This is a genomic window from Leisingera sp. SA215 (assembly GCF_055902035.1).
Genome location: NZ_JBVVXU010000002.1, coordinates 159,155 through 175,634, shown reverse-complemented (window position 1 = coordinate 175,634; position 16,480 = coordinate 159,155). Strand labels below are relative to the sequence as shown.

Genomic DNA, 16,480 nt, shown 5'->3' with positions numbered 1-16,480 from the left:
CCGGCCCGTCTGCGGAATCCCGTTGACCCAGCGTATTCCGCGCTGGAAGATGGCAAGGAGACACAACAGACATCCGGAGATTTACCCATGATTTCACGCCGGAAAATTCTGAGCTCTGGCACCGCAGCGGCCGCGGCAAGCCTGCTTCCGCTGCCCGCGCTGGCCCGCAAGAAAGAACCAGCCCCTTTTGATCCCGCCCCGCAGGAGGTCCGGATCCGCAAGGATTTTGCCCCGGGGCAGATTCTGGTGCTGCCGCGCTCCTACTACCTTTATTTTGTCACCGGCAAGCGTCAGGCGATGCGCTATGGCGTGGGTGTCGGCAAGGCCGGTCTGGAGTTCACCGGCAAAGCGGTGATCGAACGCAAGAAGGTCTGGCCCACCTGGCGCCCGACCGACGAGATGATCGAACGTGATCCGCGGGCCTATGCCAAATTCGTCGACAACGACTACATCCAGCCGGGAGGTCCGGAAAATCCGCTCGGCGCGCGGGCGCTGTATCTGTTCCAGAACGGCATCGATACCTATTTCCGCATCCACGGCACCAACCAGCCGCAGACCATCGGCCACTCGGTATCCAACGGCTGCATCCGGATGATGAATGAGCATGTCATGGACCTGTATCAGCGGGTTCCGCTCGGTACGGTTGTGACAGTTCTTTAGGCACGGTCCCGCCGGAATCAGCCCGAAAACCGCGCGTCACTCCGTATTTTTCTTGCACCACGGGTGATTCCTACTCAAATCTGTCATCGCAGCGTAACGCGAGTATCATCATTGTTGCCTTACCGGCGCGGTCATGACCCTCGGCAGACCGTTGCCGTTCTGCCGCATAAAGCGGGCAGAGAATTGAGACGACTTAGGAGAATACGACGATGGCGACTGGCACCGTCAAATGGTTCAACACCACCAAAGGCTACGGCTTTATTGCACCCGATGATGGCGGCAAGGACATTTTTGTCCACATTTCCGCAGTTGAGCGATCCGGCCTCACCGGCCTGGCCGACAATCAGAAAGTGACTTACGAACTGCAAGCCGGCCGGGACGGCCGCGAGTCCGCGGTTGATATCGCACTGGCCTCCTGATCCGATCTTCTGATCACGCTTGACAGCGTTCAAACAGCCCTGCCCGACGGGGCTGTTTTCACTGACGTATTGTTTTGACCAGCTGCAAGGCCGCTGGCCCCAGCGCCGCGACGTTCAGTGCAACGCCGGCGGGATTGGGATGGATGCCGTCGTCCTGCATATAGACTTGCGCCGCAGCCGGATCCCCTCCGGCCTTGGCTGCAACGCCTGCAAAGGCATCCGGGTGCAGCACTGCCCCGAATTCGGCAGCCAAACCGGGGTAGATTGCATCAAAGGCGGTTTTGTACTCTGGCCCGTAATTGCCCGGCGCCTTCATGCCAATCAGCAGGGTTTCAATTCCCAAGGTTCCGGCTTCCTGCAGGATGAGGGCCAGATTCGCCCGCGCCTGTTCCGGCGCCAAGCCGCGCAACAGGTCATTGCCGCCCAAAAGCACGATCAAACCGTCAGGGTTGTCTGACAGCGTCCACTCGGCGCGCTCCGCCCCGCCGGCGGTGGTGTCGCCGGACACACCGGCGTTCTGCAGCCGCACTTCGGCGCCATTCCCGTTCAGCCAGCGCTCCAGCTGCGGCACCAGGCCCTGGTCCTGCGGCAGCCCGTAGCCCTGCACCAGACTGTCACCCAATACAGTGATCCGCAGCGTTTCAGCCCAGGCGGAGCTTGAAAAAAGCAGCAAGCTCAACAGCGCCAGTATCTTGTGCATCGCCGCAAACACTCCATATCCGTTAGATGGACCCAACAGGCAGGCCAGATGACCGACAATAACAATCCCGCTCTGCATCTGTTAGATGCGTCTTTGACCCTGAATAGCAATACCGGCCCGGTAGAGATTCTGCACGGCATCTCGCTGGATGTGCGGCAAGGGGAGACATTGGGGCTGGTGGGGCCGTCCGGGTCGGGCAAGTCATCGCTGCTGATGCTGATGGGCGGGCTGGAGCAGGCCACCGGCGGCACAATCACAGCGCTTGGCCAGGATCTTACCGTGATGGACGAGGACGCGCTGGCGCGGTTCCGCCGCAACAACATGGGAGTGGTGTTCCAGAGCTTTCACCTGATCCCCACAATGACCGCGCTGGAGAATGTCGCCACACCGCTGGAGCTGGCGGGCGCCAAGGACGCGTTTGAGCGCGCCCAGGCGGAGCTGCAGGCGGTTGGTCTTGGCCATCGCGCCGGCCACTTCCCGGCGCAGATGTCGGGCGGCGAGCAGCAGCGGGTGGCGCTGGCCCGCGCGCTGGCGCCGCGGCCCGCGATCCTGTTGGCGGATGAGCCGACGGGCAATCTGGACGAGGCCAATGGCGCCGCGGTGATGGACCTGCTGTTCGGCCTTCGCGACCGCTCTGGCGCGACGCTGGTGATGGTCACCCATGCGCCGGAACTGGCCGCCCGCTGCGACCGGGTGATCCGGCTGCGTGACGGGCGGATCGATGAAGAGGCCGCGCGCGAGGCTGCCGAATGAATGCCGGCAGACTTCGTCTCGCCTGGCGGTTTGCCTTGCGTGAACTGCGCGGCGGCCTGAAGGGGTTTCGCATTTTTCTGGCTTGTCTGGCTTTGGGCGTCGGGGTGATTGCCGCCATCGGCTCGATCCGGGCCTCGATCGAAACCGGCCTGTCGCGTGAAGGGGCAACGATCCTGGGCGGCGATGCCGAGCTGAATTTCACCTACCGCTTTGCCAATGAAAATGAACGTGCCTGGCTGGACCGGAACGCGCTGCGCTATTCCGAGATTGCCGAGTTCCGCTCAATGGCCACGGTGGGTGAGGAACGCGGGCTGACCCAGGTGAAGGCGGTGGACGGGCTGTACCCGTTGAAGGGAGCGATGGACCTCGCGCCGAAGATGCCGCTGGAGACCGCCTTGGCCGGAGCGGAGGGCTTGCCCGGCGGGGTGATGGACCGGGTGCTGGCCGACCGGCTGGGGCTGCAGCCGGGCGATAGCTTCCGATTGGGCACCCAGGATTTCCGCCTGATGGCGGTGATTGCCTTGGAACCGGATGCCGCGGCCTCGGGTTTTGAACTGGGGCCGCGCACTATGGTGAGAACCGGGGATCTGGCGGCGTCAGGCCTGTTGGCGCCCGGCACGCTGTTTGACACCAAATACCGGATGGAGCTGCCGGCGGGCAGCGATCTGAACACACTGCAGGCCGAGGCCGAGGGTCTGTTTGAAACCACCGGCATGCGCTGGCGCGATGCCCGGAACGGGGCGCCAGGGATCGCCTCATTCGTGGAACGTCTCGGCGGGTTTCTGGTGCTGGTGGGCCTGTCCGGGCTGGCGGTGGGCGGGGTTGGCGTTTCCGCCGCCGTGCGCGCCTATCTGGCAACCAAGACCGCCACCATCGCCACCCTGCGCACGCTGGGGGCCGAGCGGCAGACAATCTTCCTGACCTACTTCCTGCAGATCGGCGCGCTGACGCTGATCGGGGTCGGCATCGGGCTGGTTCTGGGCGGGCTGGGGCCGATGCTGCTGGGGCCGCTGATTGCGGCGCAGCTGCCGTTTCCAGCAGTGTTTTCGATCTACCCGTCGGCACTGGCAGAGGCGGCACTCTATGGCGTGCTGACCGCTTTCATCTTTGCCCTGTGGCCGCTGGCCCGGGCCGAGCGCATCCGCGCGGCCTCCTTGTTCCGCGATGCCTTTACCAGCCGCACCCGGCTGCCGGCACCGCGCTACTTGCTGGCCACTGCGCTGGCGCTGGCGGCGCTGGTGGGGCTGGCGGCCTGGTTCAGCGGCTCGGCACAGCTGACGCTGTGGACCGCAGGCGGTCTGATGGGGGCGCTGATGGTACTGCTGGTTTCCGCGCTGGGGATCGGGTTCCTGGCCCGCCGCAGCACCGCTGCCTCGCGCGGGCGCCCTGCTCTTCGCTGGGCGCTGTCCTCCATCGGCAGCGCGCGGGATGGCGCAGTGCCGGCGGTGCTGGCGCTCGGGTTGGGGCTGACGGTTCTGGCCGCCATCGGCCAGATCGATGGCAACATGCGCCGGGCGATTGCCGGCAACCTGCCGGATGTGGCACCGAGCTATTTCTTTGTCGACATCCAGCGCAGCCAGATGCCCGGCTTCCTGGAGCGGGTCGGGAATGATCCGGCCGTGAACCGGGTAGAGAATGCGCCAATGCTGCGCGGGGTGCTGACCCGCATCAATGGCCAGTCCGCTGCCGAGGTTGCGGGCGATCACTGGGTGGTGCGCGGCGACCGCGGTATCACCTATGCCGCGGCCCGGCCGGAGGCAACCGAAGTGACTGCCGGCACATGGTGGCCAGCGAACTATACCGGCGACCCCCAAATCAGTTTTGCCGCGGAAGAGGCAGAAGAACTGGGGCTGTCCTTGGGCGACACGCTGACCCTGAACATCCTGGGCCGGGACATCACCGGCACCATCACCAGCTTCCGCAACGTGGATTTCTCCACTGCGGGCATGGGATTTGTGATGGTTCTGAACGAGGCCGCACTGGCCGGTGCGCCGCATAGTTTCATTGCCACCGTCTATGCCGATGAACAGGCCGAAGCCGCGATCCTGCGCGATCTGGCGCGCGAGATGCCCAACATCACTGCGATCCGGATGCGCGACGCCATTGACCGGGTCTCTGACATTCTGCGGCAGCTCGCGGCCGCCACCGCATATGGCGCTGCGGCGACACTGCTGACGGGTTTCCTGGTGCTGCTGGGGACTGCGGCTGCCGGAGAGCCTGCCCGCCGTTACGAGGCCGCACTTTTAAAAACGCTGGGGGCGCCGCGCAGGCAGATCCTGCTGAGCTTTGCGCTGCGCTCCGCCCTGCTGGGAGCGGCAGCCGGGCTGGTTGCGCTGGCGGCCGGCATTGCCGGGGCCTGGGCGATCAATGCCTATGTGTTTGAGACCGGCTATGCAGTGATCTGGCCCAATGCGCTGATGGTGGTTTCAGGCGGCATTCTGACAACCCTTCTGGCCGGGCTGGTCTTTGCCATGCGCCCGCTGGCAGCAAAGCCTGCCCGCATCCTGCGCGCCAGAGAGTAACCGGACCTGCGGCGGCGGCTTCAGCGAGCGCCGCAGGACACCGGCTGCAGGATGCGCATCAGGTCGTGGTTGCCGCACAGCAGCGCTTCCAGGGTAATGGCATCCAGCGCGGTGTAAAACGCCTGCGCCGCGTCGGCCAGTGCCACCTTGAGACGGCAGGCATCGGTCAGCGGGCAGGTGTTGTCCGCGTCGGCAAAGCATTCCACCATCGGCAGGCTGCCTTCGACATCGCGGAACACATCGCCGATCCGGATCTCGACTGCGGGCTTGCCGAGGTTCATGCCGCCGTTGCGGCCCCGCAGGGTTGTCAGATAGCCAAGCTGGCTCAGCTGGTTGATCACCTGCGCCAAGTGGTTTTCCGAGATGTTGCAGCATTCGGCAATCTCGGACTTGGTGACCAGGCGGTCCTCATGCGCGGCACAATACATCAGCAGCCGCACGGCAATGTTGGTCCTTTTGGTAATGCGCATGGGTCGCTCCCGCAGCTATGGTGCATCGCTTATTGCACATGGCGGGAAAAAGCGGTTTGACATACATCAATACCCGGAAACACGGCAGAAAGGCGGAGCGGATGACAGCCCCCTATTTCTTTGGCTACGGCAGCCTGGTGAACACGGCAACGCATGACTATGGCGGCGCCCGGCCTGCGCAGCTGCGCGGCTGGCGCCGCGCCTGGGTGCATACGGACCTGCGAGAGGTGGCGTTTCTGTCGGCTGTGCCTTGCCGGGACAGCGTGATTGACGGGCTGATCGCAGAGGTGCCAGAGGCAGACTGGGCTGCGCTGGACGAACGGGAATTTGCCTACGAACGGCTGCCCGCCTCAGACAGGGTTCTGCATGGGCTGGCGGGGACGCCGGAAGTATCCGTTTATGCCGTGGCACCGGGACAGCAGAAAGGTGTTACGGACAGGCATCCCATCCTGCTCAGCTATCTGGATGTGGTGCTGCAGGGCTATCTGCGGGTCTTTGGCGAGGCTGGATTGCAGGGCTTTGCCGCAACCACCGATGGTTGGGACGCCCCTGTGCTGAACGACCGGGCCGCGCCGCGCTATCCCCGGCACCAGCCGGTGACGGCGGCCGAACGCAAATTGTTTGATGAACTGATCGACAGCACAGGCGCCCGCCGGGTAGTCTCGGGGGCATGTTAGAAAAGGCGCTATTGCACCTCGGCCGGATTGCACGGCAGCTCTGGTTCAGAGTTGTACTGATTTCCCTTTTTTCCTTGTTGCTTCTGCTGCTGGCACCGCTGGCAAAACCGCTGCTGCCGAACGGTCTTAGCGAAGATTTCGGGCGTGAAGCAGTGCTGCCGGTGCTGACAATCCTTGCCTCCGGCATGCTGGCAGTCACGACATTTTCCCTTAACGTCATGGTCAGCGCCTACCGTACTGCGGCCTCGATGGCCACTCCGCGGGTTTACCGGCTGCTGCTGGAAGACACCATCACCCACCGGGTTCTGGCCACGTTTGTGGGCGGGTTCATCTATTCGCTGAGTGCAGTGATCCTGTTCCGGGCGCGGTATTATACGCCTGAGGGCGCGCTGGTGGTCTTCGGGCTGACAATCATCGTGGTGATCCTGATTGTTGGCGCCATCGTGCGCTGGATTGATCACTTGTCGAGCCTTGGCAGCATGGACCATACCCTGCGGCTGATTGAGGACCGCACCCGCGCCAGCCTGCGCGCCCGGATAAAGAAGCCCTGCCTGGGCGGGGTATGCGCGCTGGAAGCTTCCAAACCCGATGACGCAGTGGATATTCCCGCCGCCGAAAGCGGCTTTGTACGCTTTGCCGGGCTCGCCCAGCTGGATGAGCTGGCCGCCGAAGCCAAGGTGCAGATCACCCTGGCGCGGGCACCGGGCGAGTACATTCTACGCGGCCAGCCGGTGGCCTGGGCCACCGCCGGGGACAACAAGTTCAGCAAGGCGGCCTCTGCCGCGATCGATATAGGCGATGTGCGCAGCTTTGATCAGGACCCGTCCTTTGGCCTGTCGCTGCTGGCCGAAACCGCGCAAAAGGCGCTGTCACCCGGTGTCAATGATCCCGGAACAGCGGTTGAGGTCATGGGCCGGCTGGAACGGCTGCTGTGGGAAAACACACCTGCGGATGGGGTCAGTGACGCCCGCGAGGCCACCTATCCCAATGTCAACGTGCCGCCAGTGACAGCGCCGCAGTTGCTGGCTTGCGCCTTTCCGCCGATTGCCCGCTGCGGCAGCGATGCCCCTTCGGTGATGCGCTGGATGGAGAAATCCCTCATTGCGCTTGGCGAACATCCCAATCCTGACATGGCAGAGGCCGCCAAGGACATGCACCGGGAGTTGCAGGATGGCCGCTGGGATTGAACGTCCCGCATCCGGCGGAAGCGTCCCAAAACACATGGGCGGTGCTTCGCAGCACCGCCCTGTTCCACTTTCAGAAGCAACCGGTCAGCCGCGGGCGCGCACTGTTTCCATCAGTGCCAGCAGCGCCGACATGTCGGGGCCGCGCTCCATACCGGTTACGGCCTTGCGCAGCGGCATAAACAGGCCTTTGCCCTTGCGGCCCGTCGCCTCTTTCACGGCAGCGGTCCACTTGCCCCAGCTTTCGCTGTCGTAGGGGCCTTCCGGCAGCAACGCCATCGCCTCGGCGATGAAATCCTTGTCCTCATCCGCCACCAGCGGCGCGGCACCATCGCGGCACAGCTCCCACCAGCCGCCCAGATCCTTGAGCGTGGTGATGTTTTCCTTGGCCATGTCCCAGAACGCCGCCTGTTTCGCGGCAGGCACACCCAGCGCGTCCACTTCTGCCTGTACCGCGTCCAGCGGCAGCGACTGCAGGTGGCGGGCGGTCAGCGGATAGAGATCCTCAACATCAAACTTGGTCGGCGCGGCGCCGAAGCGATTGATATCGAAGCCGTCGATCAGTTCCGCCAGTTCGCTGCGCAGCTCGACCGGGTCGGAGGAGCCCAGGCGGGCCATCAAAGACAGCAGGGCCATCGGCTGCACACCCGCTTCGCGCAGGTCGCGCAGGGCAAGCGTGCCAAGGCGTTTGGACAGAGCCTCGCCCTGGGGGCCTGTCAGCAGCGAGTGGTGCGCGAACGACGGCACCGTGCCGCCCAGCGCTTCGATGATCTGGATCTGGGTCGCGGTGTTGGTCACATGGTCGGAGCCGCGCACCACATGGGTCACGCCCATCTCGGTGTCATCCACCACCGAGGCCAGCGTATAGAGAAACTGCCCGTCGCCGCGGATCAGCACCGGGTCGGAGACCGAGGCCGCGTCGATGGAGATATCGCCCAGGATGCCGTCGGCCCATTCGATACGCTGATGGTCCAGCTTGAAGCGCCAGACGCCATCGCCGCGCTCGGCGCGCAGATTGGCCTTCTCGTCGTCCGAAAGCGCCAGCGCGGCGCGGTCATAGACCGGCGGCTTGCCCATGTTCAGCTGCTTCTTGCGTTTCAGGTCGAGTTCGACCGGAGTCTCGAATGCCTCGTAAAAGCGGCCGATCCCGCGCAGCTTATCCGCCGCGGCAACATAGCGGTCGAGCCGTTCCGACTGGCGCTCCACCTTGTCCCAGGTCAGGCCCAGCCATTCCAGGTCTTGCTTGATGGCATCGACATAGTCTTCCTTCGACCGCTCCGGGTCGGTGTCGTCGATGCGCAGAATGAAGGTGCCGCCGGCCTTGCGGGCGATCAGGTAGTTCATCAGCGCGGTGCGCAGGTTGCCCACATGGATGTAACCGGTGGGCGACGGGGCAAAACGGGTGGTGGTCATCACGGTTCTCCTGTTGCCCTGCCCCTTGTCACATGGGCCGCGGTTTGTCCAGTTTCAGCAAAGTGAACGCAGCCGTGGCGCCTGCCTCCGGCAGGAGTATTTTCAGAAAGATGAAAGCCCCGGTTCGTCAAGCAGGCTGCACCGGCCAGATCGCATCCAGATCCTTCAGTCCCGCCAGGATCAATTCGGCCAAAACGTCCAGATCGATATCGGCGAGCTTGTTCACATAAAGGCAGCTTTTGCCCAGCTTGTGCTTGCCGAGGCGGGAGAGGATGGCACCGTAGTCCTGATAACCCGGCATGATGTAGATCGAATGGCGCGCCTTGCGGGGGGAGAAGCCGGTGGCGAGAAAGCCGCCTTCGCGGCCGGTAACATAGCAGTAGTGGTAGCGCCCATAGCCAATGATCGTGGGCCCCCACATCTGCGGCTCATAGCCCGTAACCTCGCGGAACAGGGTGTCCAGCTGCTGCGCCTCATCTGCTTTGCGTTCCGGCTCAACACCGGCAAGAAATTGCGCAACGCTGGCCCCGGTGGGGACGGTCTTGTTCTGGTTCATGGCGGGCACGCCTCCTGCCGGATCCTACCCCGCATTCCAATCCTGTTCCTAGCCCCCACTCGCCGCTTTGTGGCGGCAGGCGATCAGCTGATGCCGCGCAAGCCCTGCCTGGTCAGTATCCGGTCTGAGGCCCGTACCGTGTCCCGTCGGAAAACCGCGACAGGCGGAAGGGTCTCGGATCCACCACCGGGTTGTCGCCGGTGACCAGATCGGCGGTAAGTCTGCCCGCAGCGGGGCCGATGCCGAAGCCATGGCCCGAGAATCCGGTGGCGATGAACAGTCCCGGCAGCCCGTCGGCCTGCGAGATCACCGGGATCGCATCCGGGGTTGCGTCGATCAGCCCGCCCCAGCTTTGCACCACATCGGCGCCTTTCAGCACGGGAAAGGCCTTTTGCGCTGCCGCCCAGCCGCTTTTCAGCGCCTTTTGCGACGGCGCAGGGTCCAGCACCCGGCACAACTCAAACGGGGTGGTCTGGTTCGGCTGCCAGCGGCGGTCCTGGGCCGCCTCCTCGCGCCAGCGGTCTGACAGGCGGAACTGCAGCGCCCGCCATTCCTGCCGGTAGCTGGGCAGAAACTTCCAGCCCAGGCGAAAGCTGTCCGGAACGATATCGACGATGTTTTCATGGGCATCCGCCACCGTGTAACCGCCGTCGGCGCGTTTGCGCAGGCCCAGATTGGCACTGCGGATGGCGGTGTCTGGCCCGCCCTGCACAGGTGACGTGCGCAGGACAGAGTTCAGAACTTTCAGCTGCGGCAGATTCACACCTGCGTTGCCCAGGAACAGCCGCGACCAGGCCCCGCCCGCCACGACTACAGCGGAGCAGGCAACCCGGCCGCGCTCGGTCATCACGCCACTGATGCGGCCGGCCGCGGTCTCGACGCTGCGAACTGCGCATTCGGTCATTACCTTGGCGCCTGCCGCCTGTGCGGCACGGGCAATGGCGTGCGTCGCCATCTGCGGTTCAGCCCGTCCGTCCATAGGCGTCAGCAGCCCGCTGCGGGTTTTGGACTGGTGGCCCGGCATCAGCTGCTCCAACTGCTGGCCGCGGACCATCCGGGCGCCCTGCCCCAAACCATCGAGATTGCGCAGCCAGCGTTCCAGCTGCGCCTCGCGCCTGGCGGTTTCCGCGGTATAGAGAATGCCGGAGCGGGTGAATCCGGTCTCCCGTCCGGTGCGTTCCGCCAGCCCATCCCACAGCCGCAAAGCCTCGGTCATCAGCGGGATTTCCCGCGGGTCGCGGCAGGACATCCGCACCCATCCCCAGTTGCGCGAGCTTTGCTCCCCGGCGATCTGCCCCTTTTCGCACAGCAGCACCGAACAGCCGCGTTCGGCCAGCTCTAGCGCAGTTGCCGCGCCAATGATGCCACCGCCGGTCACCACGGCGTCAACGGCCTTGGGCAAGGCCAGATCGGATTGGAAATGGGGCAGTCTGGGTCCGGGCATAACTGCATCTATGCCCGTTGCGGAATCGGCGGTCCAGCGTCCAGGCGACGTATCCTGCGCCGCTTTCCGTCATTGTGATTTTTCCGCCGCATATCAGAGCGTTACCGCTGCGTCACCGGTCCCGGAAAGCAACTGCGCAAGCATGGAAATGCCTGCGGCTTCAATGAGTTAACGCCAGCTTTCAGGACGGGTCGCGCCAGCGGTTCACAATCGGGTAGCGGCGGTCCAGCCAGAACGCGTGCGGCGTCAGCCGGGCGCCGGGCGCGGACTGGAAGCGCTTGTATTCGCTGATATAAACCAGATGCTCGATCCGCTTGGCCACGTCCCGGCTGAATCCGGCCGCAACACAATCAGCGATTGAACCATCCTTATCGACGAGGATTTCCAGGATTGCGTCCAGCTCCGGGTAGTCCGGCAAGCTGTCGCTGTCCTTCTGATCCTCGCGCAGCTCAGCACTGGGCGGCTTGTCGATCACATTGGGGCGGATGACCTCCCCCGCCGGGCCCTTCATCCAGGGGCGGTGGTTGGCGTTGCGCCAGCGGCAGGTCTCGAACACACGGGTCTTGTAGAGATCCTTGATTGGGTTGTAGCCGCCGTTCATGTCGCCATAGATGGTGGCATAGCCCACCGCGACTTCGGATTTATTGCCGGTGGTCAGCAGCATTTCCCCGAACTTGTTGGACATCGCCATCAGCAAGAGCCCGCGCAGCCGGGACTGGATATTTTCTTCGGTGAGGCCCGGCTCCATACCTGCAAAAAGCGGCGCCAGTGTGTTGGTGATGGCGGCCCGGCCCTCGGAAATCGGCACATAGTCATAGTGCACGCCCAGCGCCTTGGCGACGGCCTCGGCATCTTCCAGCGACTCCTCTGACGTGTATTCGGACGGGAGCATCACGCAACGGACGTGTTCCGCCCCCAGCGCATCCACCGCAATCGCCGCGACAATGGCCGAGTCAACACCGCCGGACAGCCCCAGCAGCACCTTCTTGAAGCCGGTCTTGCCCAGGTAGTCGCGCAGGGACTCGACCATCACCCGATAGTCCTGCTCCCACGCGTCCGGCAGATGCGCCTTTTCGCCCTCGACCGCGTGCCAGCCCTCGTCGGTGCGTTCCAGGCGGAGATGGGCATAGGCCTCGTCGAACACCGGCATCTGCAGCACCAGGGCGCCGCCGGGGTTCAGCACAAAGGAGCCGCCGTCGAACACCTGGTCATCCTGGCCGCCCACCATGTTGAGGTAGATCACCGGCAGATGGGTTTCGACCGCGCGCGCCACCATGTGGTTGAAGCGCACTTCCATCTTGTTGCGGAAATAGGGCGAACCGTTGGGGATCAGCAGGAACTCGGCACCGGTCTCGGCCAGGGTTTCGGCCACGTCCTCATGCCAGCCGTCTTCGCAGATGGGGGAGCCGATGCGGGTATTGCCGACAGCATAGGGACCGCCCAGCGGGCCTTCGTTGAAGATGCGGACCTCATCAAAGACGGTCTCGTTCGGCAGGTGGTGCTTGAGGCTGCGCGAGGCGATCTTGCCGCCCTTCAGGATCAGATAGGCGTTGTAAAGCCTGCCGCCTTCGATCCAGGGGCCGCCGACCGCCAGCGCCGGCCCGTCGGCGCAGTCGGCGGCCAGTTTTTCGACCTCTGCGATGGCCGCCGAGTGAAACGCCGGTTTCATCACCAGGTCCTGGGTATTGTAGCCAGTGATGAACATTTCCGGCAGCGCCACCAGATCGGCGCCGGCCTTGCGGCCCTCCTCCCAGGCGGCCCTGGCCTTGGCGGCATTGCCCGCCAGGTCGCCCACCGTGGGGTTCAGCTGCGCCAGTGTCACGCGGAAACGGTCTGCCATGCTGCTTTGGCCCTTTGCAAAACTCACTGAGAGCCCTTTACCAGATTGAACGCCAAGTAAAAGAGCAAGGCGCGGAAGGCGGGTAAAAGACATTGCGGCCCCGCCTGCGGTAGCTTAGTTTCCCGGCGAGCAACCCAATATGGCAGCAGCACCGTAATTTCTGGGCAGGCAGAGGTTTCAATGACCCGTTTCGGCACCGCATTCGCGCTTTCCACACTTCTGGCACTGGCCGCACCGGCGCTGGCCCAGGAGGGTGACGTCATTACCACTCAGGACGAAATCGGCGGGGTCTACGAGGGCACCTTCCGGAACGGGCTGCAACATGGCACCGGCACCTACAAACTGCCCAACGGATATGAGTACACCGGCGACTGGGTTGATGGCGAGGTCCGTGGCCATGGCATCGCGCGGTTCCCCGACGGCTCGGTCTACGAGGGCGAATTTGCGCAAGGCAAGCCGCATGGGCTGGGTAAACTCACCCGCGCCGACGGCAGCACCTATGAGGGCGGCTGGCAGAATGGGCAAATTCACGGCGACGGCACCTCGGTCTATGCCAGCGGCGTGCGTTATCAAGGCAGTTTTGCTGAAGGCGAACGCCACGGCAAAGGTGTGATGTCCTCGCCTGACGGATATATTTATGACGGTGATTGGGTTGCGGGACGCCAGCAGGGACAAGCCAAGATCACCTATGCCGAGGGCACTGTCTATGAAGGCGCCGTGGCTGATGGCCAATTGCAGGGTCAAGGCAAGCTGGAGACCTCGGACGGGCTGGTCTACGAGGGCGAATGGGCCGCCAGCCAGATGCACGGCACCGGCAAACTGATGCAGCCCAATGGTGACATCTATGAGGGTGAGCTGCAAAAAGGCCGCCGTCATGGCACCGGCACGCAGAGATATGCCAACGGCGATACCTATACCGGCGGCTTCCAGAACGATCAGCGCCACGGCACCGGCACCTTCACCGAAAAGGACGGCTACAGCTATACCGGTGAATGGGTAAAGGGGCAGATCGAAGGCAAAGGCAAGGCGGTCTATCCTGACGGGTCAGTCTATGAAGGGGATTTCCGCGATGATCTGGCCGAGGGTCAGGGCAAGATTACCTATCCCGACGGCTCCACCTATCAAGGCGCCTGGGTGGCCGGCGTGATTGAAGGCACCGGCACTGCCACCTACCCCAATGGCATCACCTACACCGGTGAATTCCAGAATGCCAAAAACCATGGCCAAGGGGTTATGACCTATGCCGACGGCTATCGGTATGAGGGCGGCTGGCAGGACGGGCAGCGCCACGGCGAGGCCAAGGTGACCTATGCCGATGGCTCGGTCTATACCGGTGCGTTTGCGGACAGCCAGCGGCACGGTCAGGGCAAGATCGTCATGCCAGACGGCTTCTCCTACGAAGGAGAATGGCGCGAAGGCAAGATTTTCGGTGACGGCGTGGCGACTTATGCCAATGGCGACATTTACGAGGGCAGCTTTGTCAACGGCAAGCGCCAGGGGCCGGGCACGATGAAATATGCCAGCGGCCAGCAGGCGGAAGGCACCTGGGAAAACGGTGCATTGGTCAGCAAAGACGGCGGGTAAGACGAAAACGGATCGGGGCGCTGTGCAGCGCCCCTCCTTTTTTCCGGTCAGCCGATGCGGATGCGGCTGAGATGATCCGGCATCGCCACGCCTTCCAGATTGGCGGGATCGGGCTGCGGCGGCTTCAGTTCCATTGCCATCGGCACCACACCCGCCCAGATCGGCAGCGCATAATCTTCCCCGTCATCCTTGGGCGGGCCGCTGCGGATCTTGGCGGCGCCTTCCTCGATCGGCATCCGCAGCAGGGCCGTTGCCTTCAGCTCCTGACGGGTCATGGGGCGCAGCGCGTCCCAGCGGCCGGGGAAGATATGGTCCACCATGGACTTCAGGCTGGCAGCCTTGGCGTCTTCATCCGTCACCTTTTCAGCCGTTCCGAACAGCATTGCGGAACGGAAATTGACCGAATGATGAAAGGCTGACCGCGCCAGCACATAGCCATCCATGCAGGTGACGGTCAGGCAGACCTCCGCCCCTTCCATCGCCCGGATCGCGCGGCTGGCTGCGGAGCCGTGCCAATAGACGTGATCGCCCTCGCGCCATTGCAGAGTCGGCAGCACGGATGTGGCCCCATCGAGCTGATAACCGATATGGGCAAGCGGCATGGCGTCAAGCACCTGATAGACAGCGCCGCGGTCATAAAGGCCGCGCTCGTGCGCGCGCCGCAGGCGGCTGCGTTCGGATTTCAGGGCGTTTTCCGGTTCGGACTGGCTCATAGGCTGACCTCTTGTTCCTGATTGTCTTTCCAGGACAGCTATGCGCAAACTGGACTACAATTAACGTCCAGTTTCAGACAAAAAGAACAGTCCACTATGATTGACCTCTCCGGCATGGTGTCAGCGAACAACGCTGAGCCGCTATACCTGCAAATCGTCACGGCGCTGCGCCGCCGGATCAGCGATGGCAGCCTGGGTATCGGCACCCGCCTGCCCTCGTCCCGGGCGCTGGCGCAGGATCTGGGTGTGGCACGGTCCACTGTGGTGACGGCCTATGACCAATTGGTGGCCGAGGGGTTCGCCGGAACCCGGCGCGGCGCGGGGATCTTTGTCTGCGATGTGGCGCCGATCCGCCCGCCGGCGGCTCCATCCCGGCCTCTGCCCGCCGTGACAGCGCCAGCCCCGGGAATGCTGCTGCCCGGCGCACCGGACCCGGAGGTGTTTCCGGCCCGCCCCTGGGCGCGCTGTGTTTCACGTGTGGCAAGGATGGATCCGCTGAGCCTCAGCCATCAGGCAGATGCCTTTGGCGATCCCGAACTGCGCCGCGAGATCGCTGCATACGCGGCCCGCTGGCGGGGGATCGAATGCAGCGCCGGGCAGGTTCTGGTCACCAGCGGCGCCCGCGAAGCGCTGGAACTGACGATGGATTTCCTGGTTGGCGGCGAGGACATCGCACTGGAGGCGCCCGGGTTCACCCCGACCCAGCGGTTTGCCCTGGCGCGCAGGTGGGACGTGCGCTGGCTGCGCGCGGGCGCGCGCGGGGCGGAGGTTCCAAGGCAGATGGCCAAGGTCACGCTGCTGACCCCGTCGCATCAGTTCCCCCTTGGCGGCACCCTGCCTGTTCCGCAACGGCAAGCCTTTTTGCAAGCGGCCAAGGACCGGGGCGGCTGGATCATCGAAGATGATTTCGACAGCGAGTTCCGCTATGCCGGGCAGCCGGTCCCTGCCATGGCCGCGCTCGACCGGGAGGGCCGCTGCATCTATGTGGGCACGTTCTCCAAGACATTTTCCCACGCATTGCGGCTGGGATATGCGATCCTGCCGCCCGCGCTGGTGCCGCCGTTCCGCACCCTGTTCATCCACCCAAGTGCAGGCGCGGCCATCACCGCGCAGCGGCCTTTGGCGGATTTCATGGCCTCAGGACAATATGACCGCCACATCCGCCGCGCACGCAGGCTGTATGCGGAACGCTATGCTGCGGCCGCAGATGCCTTGGAGGCATGGCCGGATTGGCTGGGAGTTTTCCAGCGCCACAATGCCGGGATGCAGATTGCCTTTCATCTGGCCGGCGAACGCGGTGACACCCGGGTCTGCCGCCGCGCGGATGACGCCGGGTATGCCGTCAGGCCCCTGTCCCCGCATGATCCGGCCAAGCAGTCCCAAGGGCTGCTTATCGGATTTTGCCAAGCCCCCCCGGATGCGCTGCCCGGCCAGATCGCCGGGCTGCGGCGGATCGTGGAGCAAAGCTGAAATTCTCTGCCTATGGGCTTTTCATTTGCAATTGCCTCTGTATAAATCCTTTGCATGACCATTTGCGCAGATATC

General features: G+C 63.9%; 15 protein-coding genes. 8 read left to right on the top strand and 7 right to left on the bottom strand.

All coding sequences use genetic code 11. The features are described 5' to 3' along the window. Nucleotides 1-87 precede the first annotated feature (87 nt). On the top strand, nt 88-660 hold the full coding sequence (locus AC0KW6_RS05310) for a L,D-transpeptidase (RefSeq protein WP_323777782.1): 573 nt from the start codon (nt 88-90) through the stop codon (nt 658-660). Between the two features lie 209 nt (nt 661-869). Beyond that, nucleotides 870-1,079 carry a cold-shock protein gene (locus tag AC0KW6_RS05305; protein ID WP_024088679.1) on the top strand — a complete coding sequence of 70 codons (210 nt, stop codon included), beginning with the start codon at nt 870-872 and terminating at the stop codon, nt 1,077-1,079. Between the two features lie 58 nt (nt 1,080-1,137). Here AC0KW6_RS05305 and AC0KW6_RS05300 read toward each other — a convergent pair whose 3' ends face one another. After that, nucleotides 1,138-1,779, bottom strand: a complete 642-nt coding sequence (locus tag AC0KW6_RS05300) for an arylesterase (protein WP_474034321.1) — start codon at nt 1,777-1,779, stop codon at nt 1,138-1,140. A 48-nt stretch (nt 1,780-1,827) separates the two neighbouring features. On the opposite strand from AC0KW6_RS05300, the gene AC0KW6_RS05295 reads away from it, so the two are divergent. Continuing rightward, the gene (locus tag AC0KW6_RS05295) at nt 1,828-2,532 is read left to right on the top strand and encodes an ABC transporter ATP-binding protein (protein WP_323777238.1); all 705 of its coding nucleotides are present in this window, start codon (nt 1,828-1,830) and stop codon (nt 2,530-2,532) included. Next, nucleotides 2,529-5,054, top strand: coding sequence for an ABC transporter permease (locus AC0KW6_RS05290; protein ID WP_323777236.1), 2,526 nt, complete (start codon nt 2,529-2,531; stop codon nt 5,052-5,054). The genes AC0KW6_RS05295 and AC0KW6_RS05290 overlap by 4 nt, the downstream gene beginning before the upstream one ends. Before the next feature lie 20 nt (nt 5,055-5,074). Here AC0KW6_RS05290 and AC0KW6_RS05285 read toward each other — a convergent pair whose 3' ends face one another. Beyond that, a complete protein-coding gene (locus tag AC0KW6_RS05285; RefSeq protein ID WP_323777234.1) occupies nt 5,075-5,524 on the bottom strand; it encodes an RrF2 family transcriptional regulator in 450 nt (149 codons plus the stop codon). A 101-nt stretch (nt 5,525-5,625) separates the two neighbouring features. Between AC0KW6_RS05285 and AC0KW6_RS05280 the strand changes: the two genes are divergently transcribed. Together AC0KW6_RS05280 and AC0KW6_RS05275 are read left to right on the top strand one after the other, a co-directional pair. After that, nucleotides 5,626-6,201 (top strand): gamma-glutamylcyclotransferase family protein, encoded by a 576-nt coding sequence (locus tag AC0KW6_RS05280; protein WP_323777232.1) that lies wholly within the window; start codon nt 5,626-5,628, stop codon nt 6,199-6,201. Then, a complete protein-coding gene (locus AC0KW6_RS05275; RefSeq protein WP_474034320.1) occupies nt 6,195-7,388 on the top strand; it encodes a DUF2254 domain-containing protein in 1,194 nt (397 codons plus the stop codon). Before AC0KW6_RS05280 ends, AC0KW6_RS05275 begins: the two co-directional genes overlap by 7 nt. 84 nt (nt 7,389-7,472) lie before the next feature. Here the strand turns inward: AC0KW6_RS05275 and gltX are convergent, their stop codons facing one another. The 4 genes from gltX to AC0KW6_RS05255 form a co-directional block, all read right to left on the bottom strand. Further along, nucleotides 7,473-8,798, bottom strand: a complete 1,326-nt coding sequence (gltX, locus tag AC0KW6_RS05270) for a glutamate--tRNA ligase (RefSeq protein ID WP_474034318.1) — start codon at nt 8,796-8,798, stop codon at nt 7,473-7,475. 127 nt (nt 8,799-8,925) lie between these two features. Then, on the bottom strand, nt 8,926-9,354 hold the full coding sequence (locus AC0KW6_RS05265) for a DUF1801 domain-containing protein (RefSeq protein ID WP_323777227.1): 429 nt from the start codon (nt 9,352-9,354) through the stop codon (nt 8,926-8,928). A 112-nt stretch (nt 9,355-9,466) separates the two neighbouring features. Further along, complete coding sequence (locus AC0KW6_RS05260) at nt 9,467-10,798, bottom strand: NAD(P)/FAD-dependent oxidoreductase (RefSeq protein ID WP_474034316.1); 1,332 nt, start codon at nt 10,796-10,798, stop codon at nt 9,467-9,469. A gap of 181 nt (nt 10,799-10,979) precedes the next feature. Then, on the bottom strand, nt 10,980-12,638 hold the full coding sequence (locus AC0KW6_RS05255; protein ID WP_474034315.1) for an NAD+ synthase: 1,659 nt from the start codon (nt 12,636-12,638) through the stop codon (nt 10,980-10,982). 180 nt (nt 12,639-12,818) lie between these two features. Between AC0KW6_RS05255 and AC0KW6_RS05250 the strand changes: the two genes are divergently transcribed. Then, nucleotides 12,819-14,222 (top strand): MORN repeat-containing protein, encoded by a 1,404-nt coding sequence (locus tag AC0KW6_RS05250; RefSeq protein WP_474034314.1) that lies wholly within the window; start codon nt 12,819-12,821, stop codon nt 14,220-14,222. Nucleotides 14,223-14,269: 47 nt separating this feature from the next. Here the strand turns inward: AC0KW6_RS05250 and AC0KW6_RS05245 are convergent, their stop codons facing one another. Continuing rightward, nucleotides 14,270-14,935, bottom strand: coding sequence for a pyridoxamine 5'-phosphate oxidase family protein (locus tag AC0KW6_RS05245; protein ID WP_474034313.1), 666 nt, complete (start codon nt 14,933-14,935; stop codon nt 14,270-14,272). A gap of 96 nt (nt 14,936-15,031) precedes the next feature. Between AC0KW6_RS05245 and pdxR the strand changes: the two genes are divergently transcribed. Then, on the top strand, nt 15,032-16,405 hold the full coding sequence (gene pdxR / locus AC0KW6_RS05240; RefSeq protein ID WP_474034312.1) for a MocR-like pyridoxine biosynthesis transcription factor PdxR: 1,374 nt from the start codon (nt 15,032-15,034) through the stop codon (nt 16,403-16,405). Nucleotides 16,406-16,480: the final 75 nt, after the last annotated feature.

Coding starts and splice junctions, on each gene's coding strand:
- AC0KW6_RS05260 (WP_474034316.1), bottom strand. CDS start 10,798: ATGCCCGGACCCAGACTGCCCCATTTCCAATCCGATCTGGCCTTGCCC.
- pdxR (WP_474034312.1), top strand. CDS start 15,032: ATGATTGACCTCTCCGGCATGGTGTCAGCGAACAACGCTGAGCCGCTA.
- AC0KW6_RS05295 (WP_323777238.1), top strand. CDS start 1,828: ATGACCGACAATAACAATCCCGCTCTGCATCTGTTAGATGCGTCTTTG.
- AC0KW6_RS05290 (WP_323777236.1), top strand. CDS start 2,529: ATGAATGCCGGCAGACTTCGTCTCGCCTGGCGGTTTGCCTTGCGTGAA.
- gltX (WP_474034318.1), bottom strand. CDS start 8,798: ATGACCACCACCCGTTTTGCCCCGTCGCCCACCGGTTACATCCATGTG.
- AC0KW6_RS05305 (WP_024088679.1), top strand. CDS start 870: ATGGCGACTGGCACCGTCAAATGGTTCAACACCACCAAAGGCTACGGC.
- AC0KW6_RS05255 (WP_474034315.1), bottom strand. CDS start 12,638: ATGGCAGACCGTTTCCGCGTGACACTGGCGCAGCTGAACCCCACGGTG.
- AC0KW6_RS05245 (WP_474034313.1), bottom strand. CDS start 14,935: ATGAGCCAGTCCGAACCGGAAAACGCCCTGAAATCCGAACGCAGCCGC.
- AC0KW6_RS05250 (WP_474034314.1), top strand. CDS start 12,819: ATGACCCGTTTCGGCACCGCATTCGCGCTTTCCACACTTCTGGCACTG.
- AC0KW6_RS05265 (WP_323777227.1), bottom strand. CDS start 9,354: ATGAACCAGAACAAGACCGTCCCCACCGGGGCCAGCGTTGCGCAATTT.
- AC0KW6_RS05275 (WP_474034320.1), top strand. CDS start 6,195: ATGTTAGAAAAGGCGCTATTGCACCTCGGCCGGATTGCACGGCAGCTC.
- AC0KW6_RS05310 (WP_323777782.1), top strand. CDS start 88: ATGATTTCACGCCGGAAAATTCTGAGCTCTGGCACCGCAGCGGCCGCG.
- AC0KW6_RS05285 (WP_323777234.1), bottom strand. CDS start 5,524: ATGCGCATTACCAAAAGGACCAACATTGCCGTGCGGCTGCTGATGTAT.
- AC0KW6_RS05280 (WP_323777232.1), top strand. CDS start 5,626: ATGACAGCCCCCTATTTCTTTGGCTACGGCAGCCTGGTGAACACGGCA.
- AC0KW6_RS05300 (WP_474034321.1), bottom strand. CDS start 1,779: ATGCACAAGATACTGGCGCTGTTGAGCTTGCTGCTTTTTTCAAGCTCC.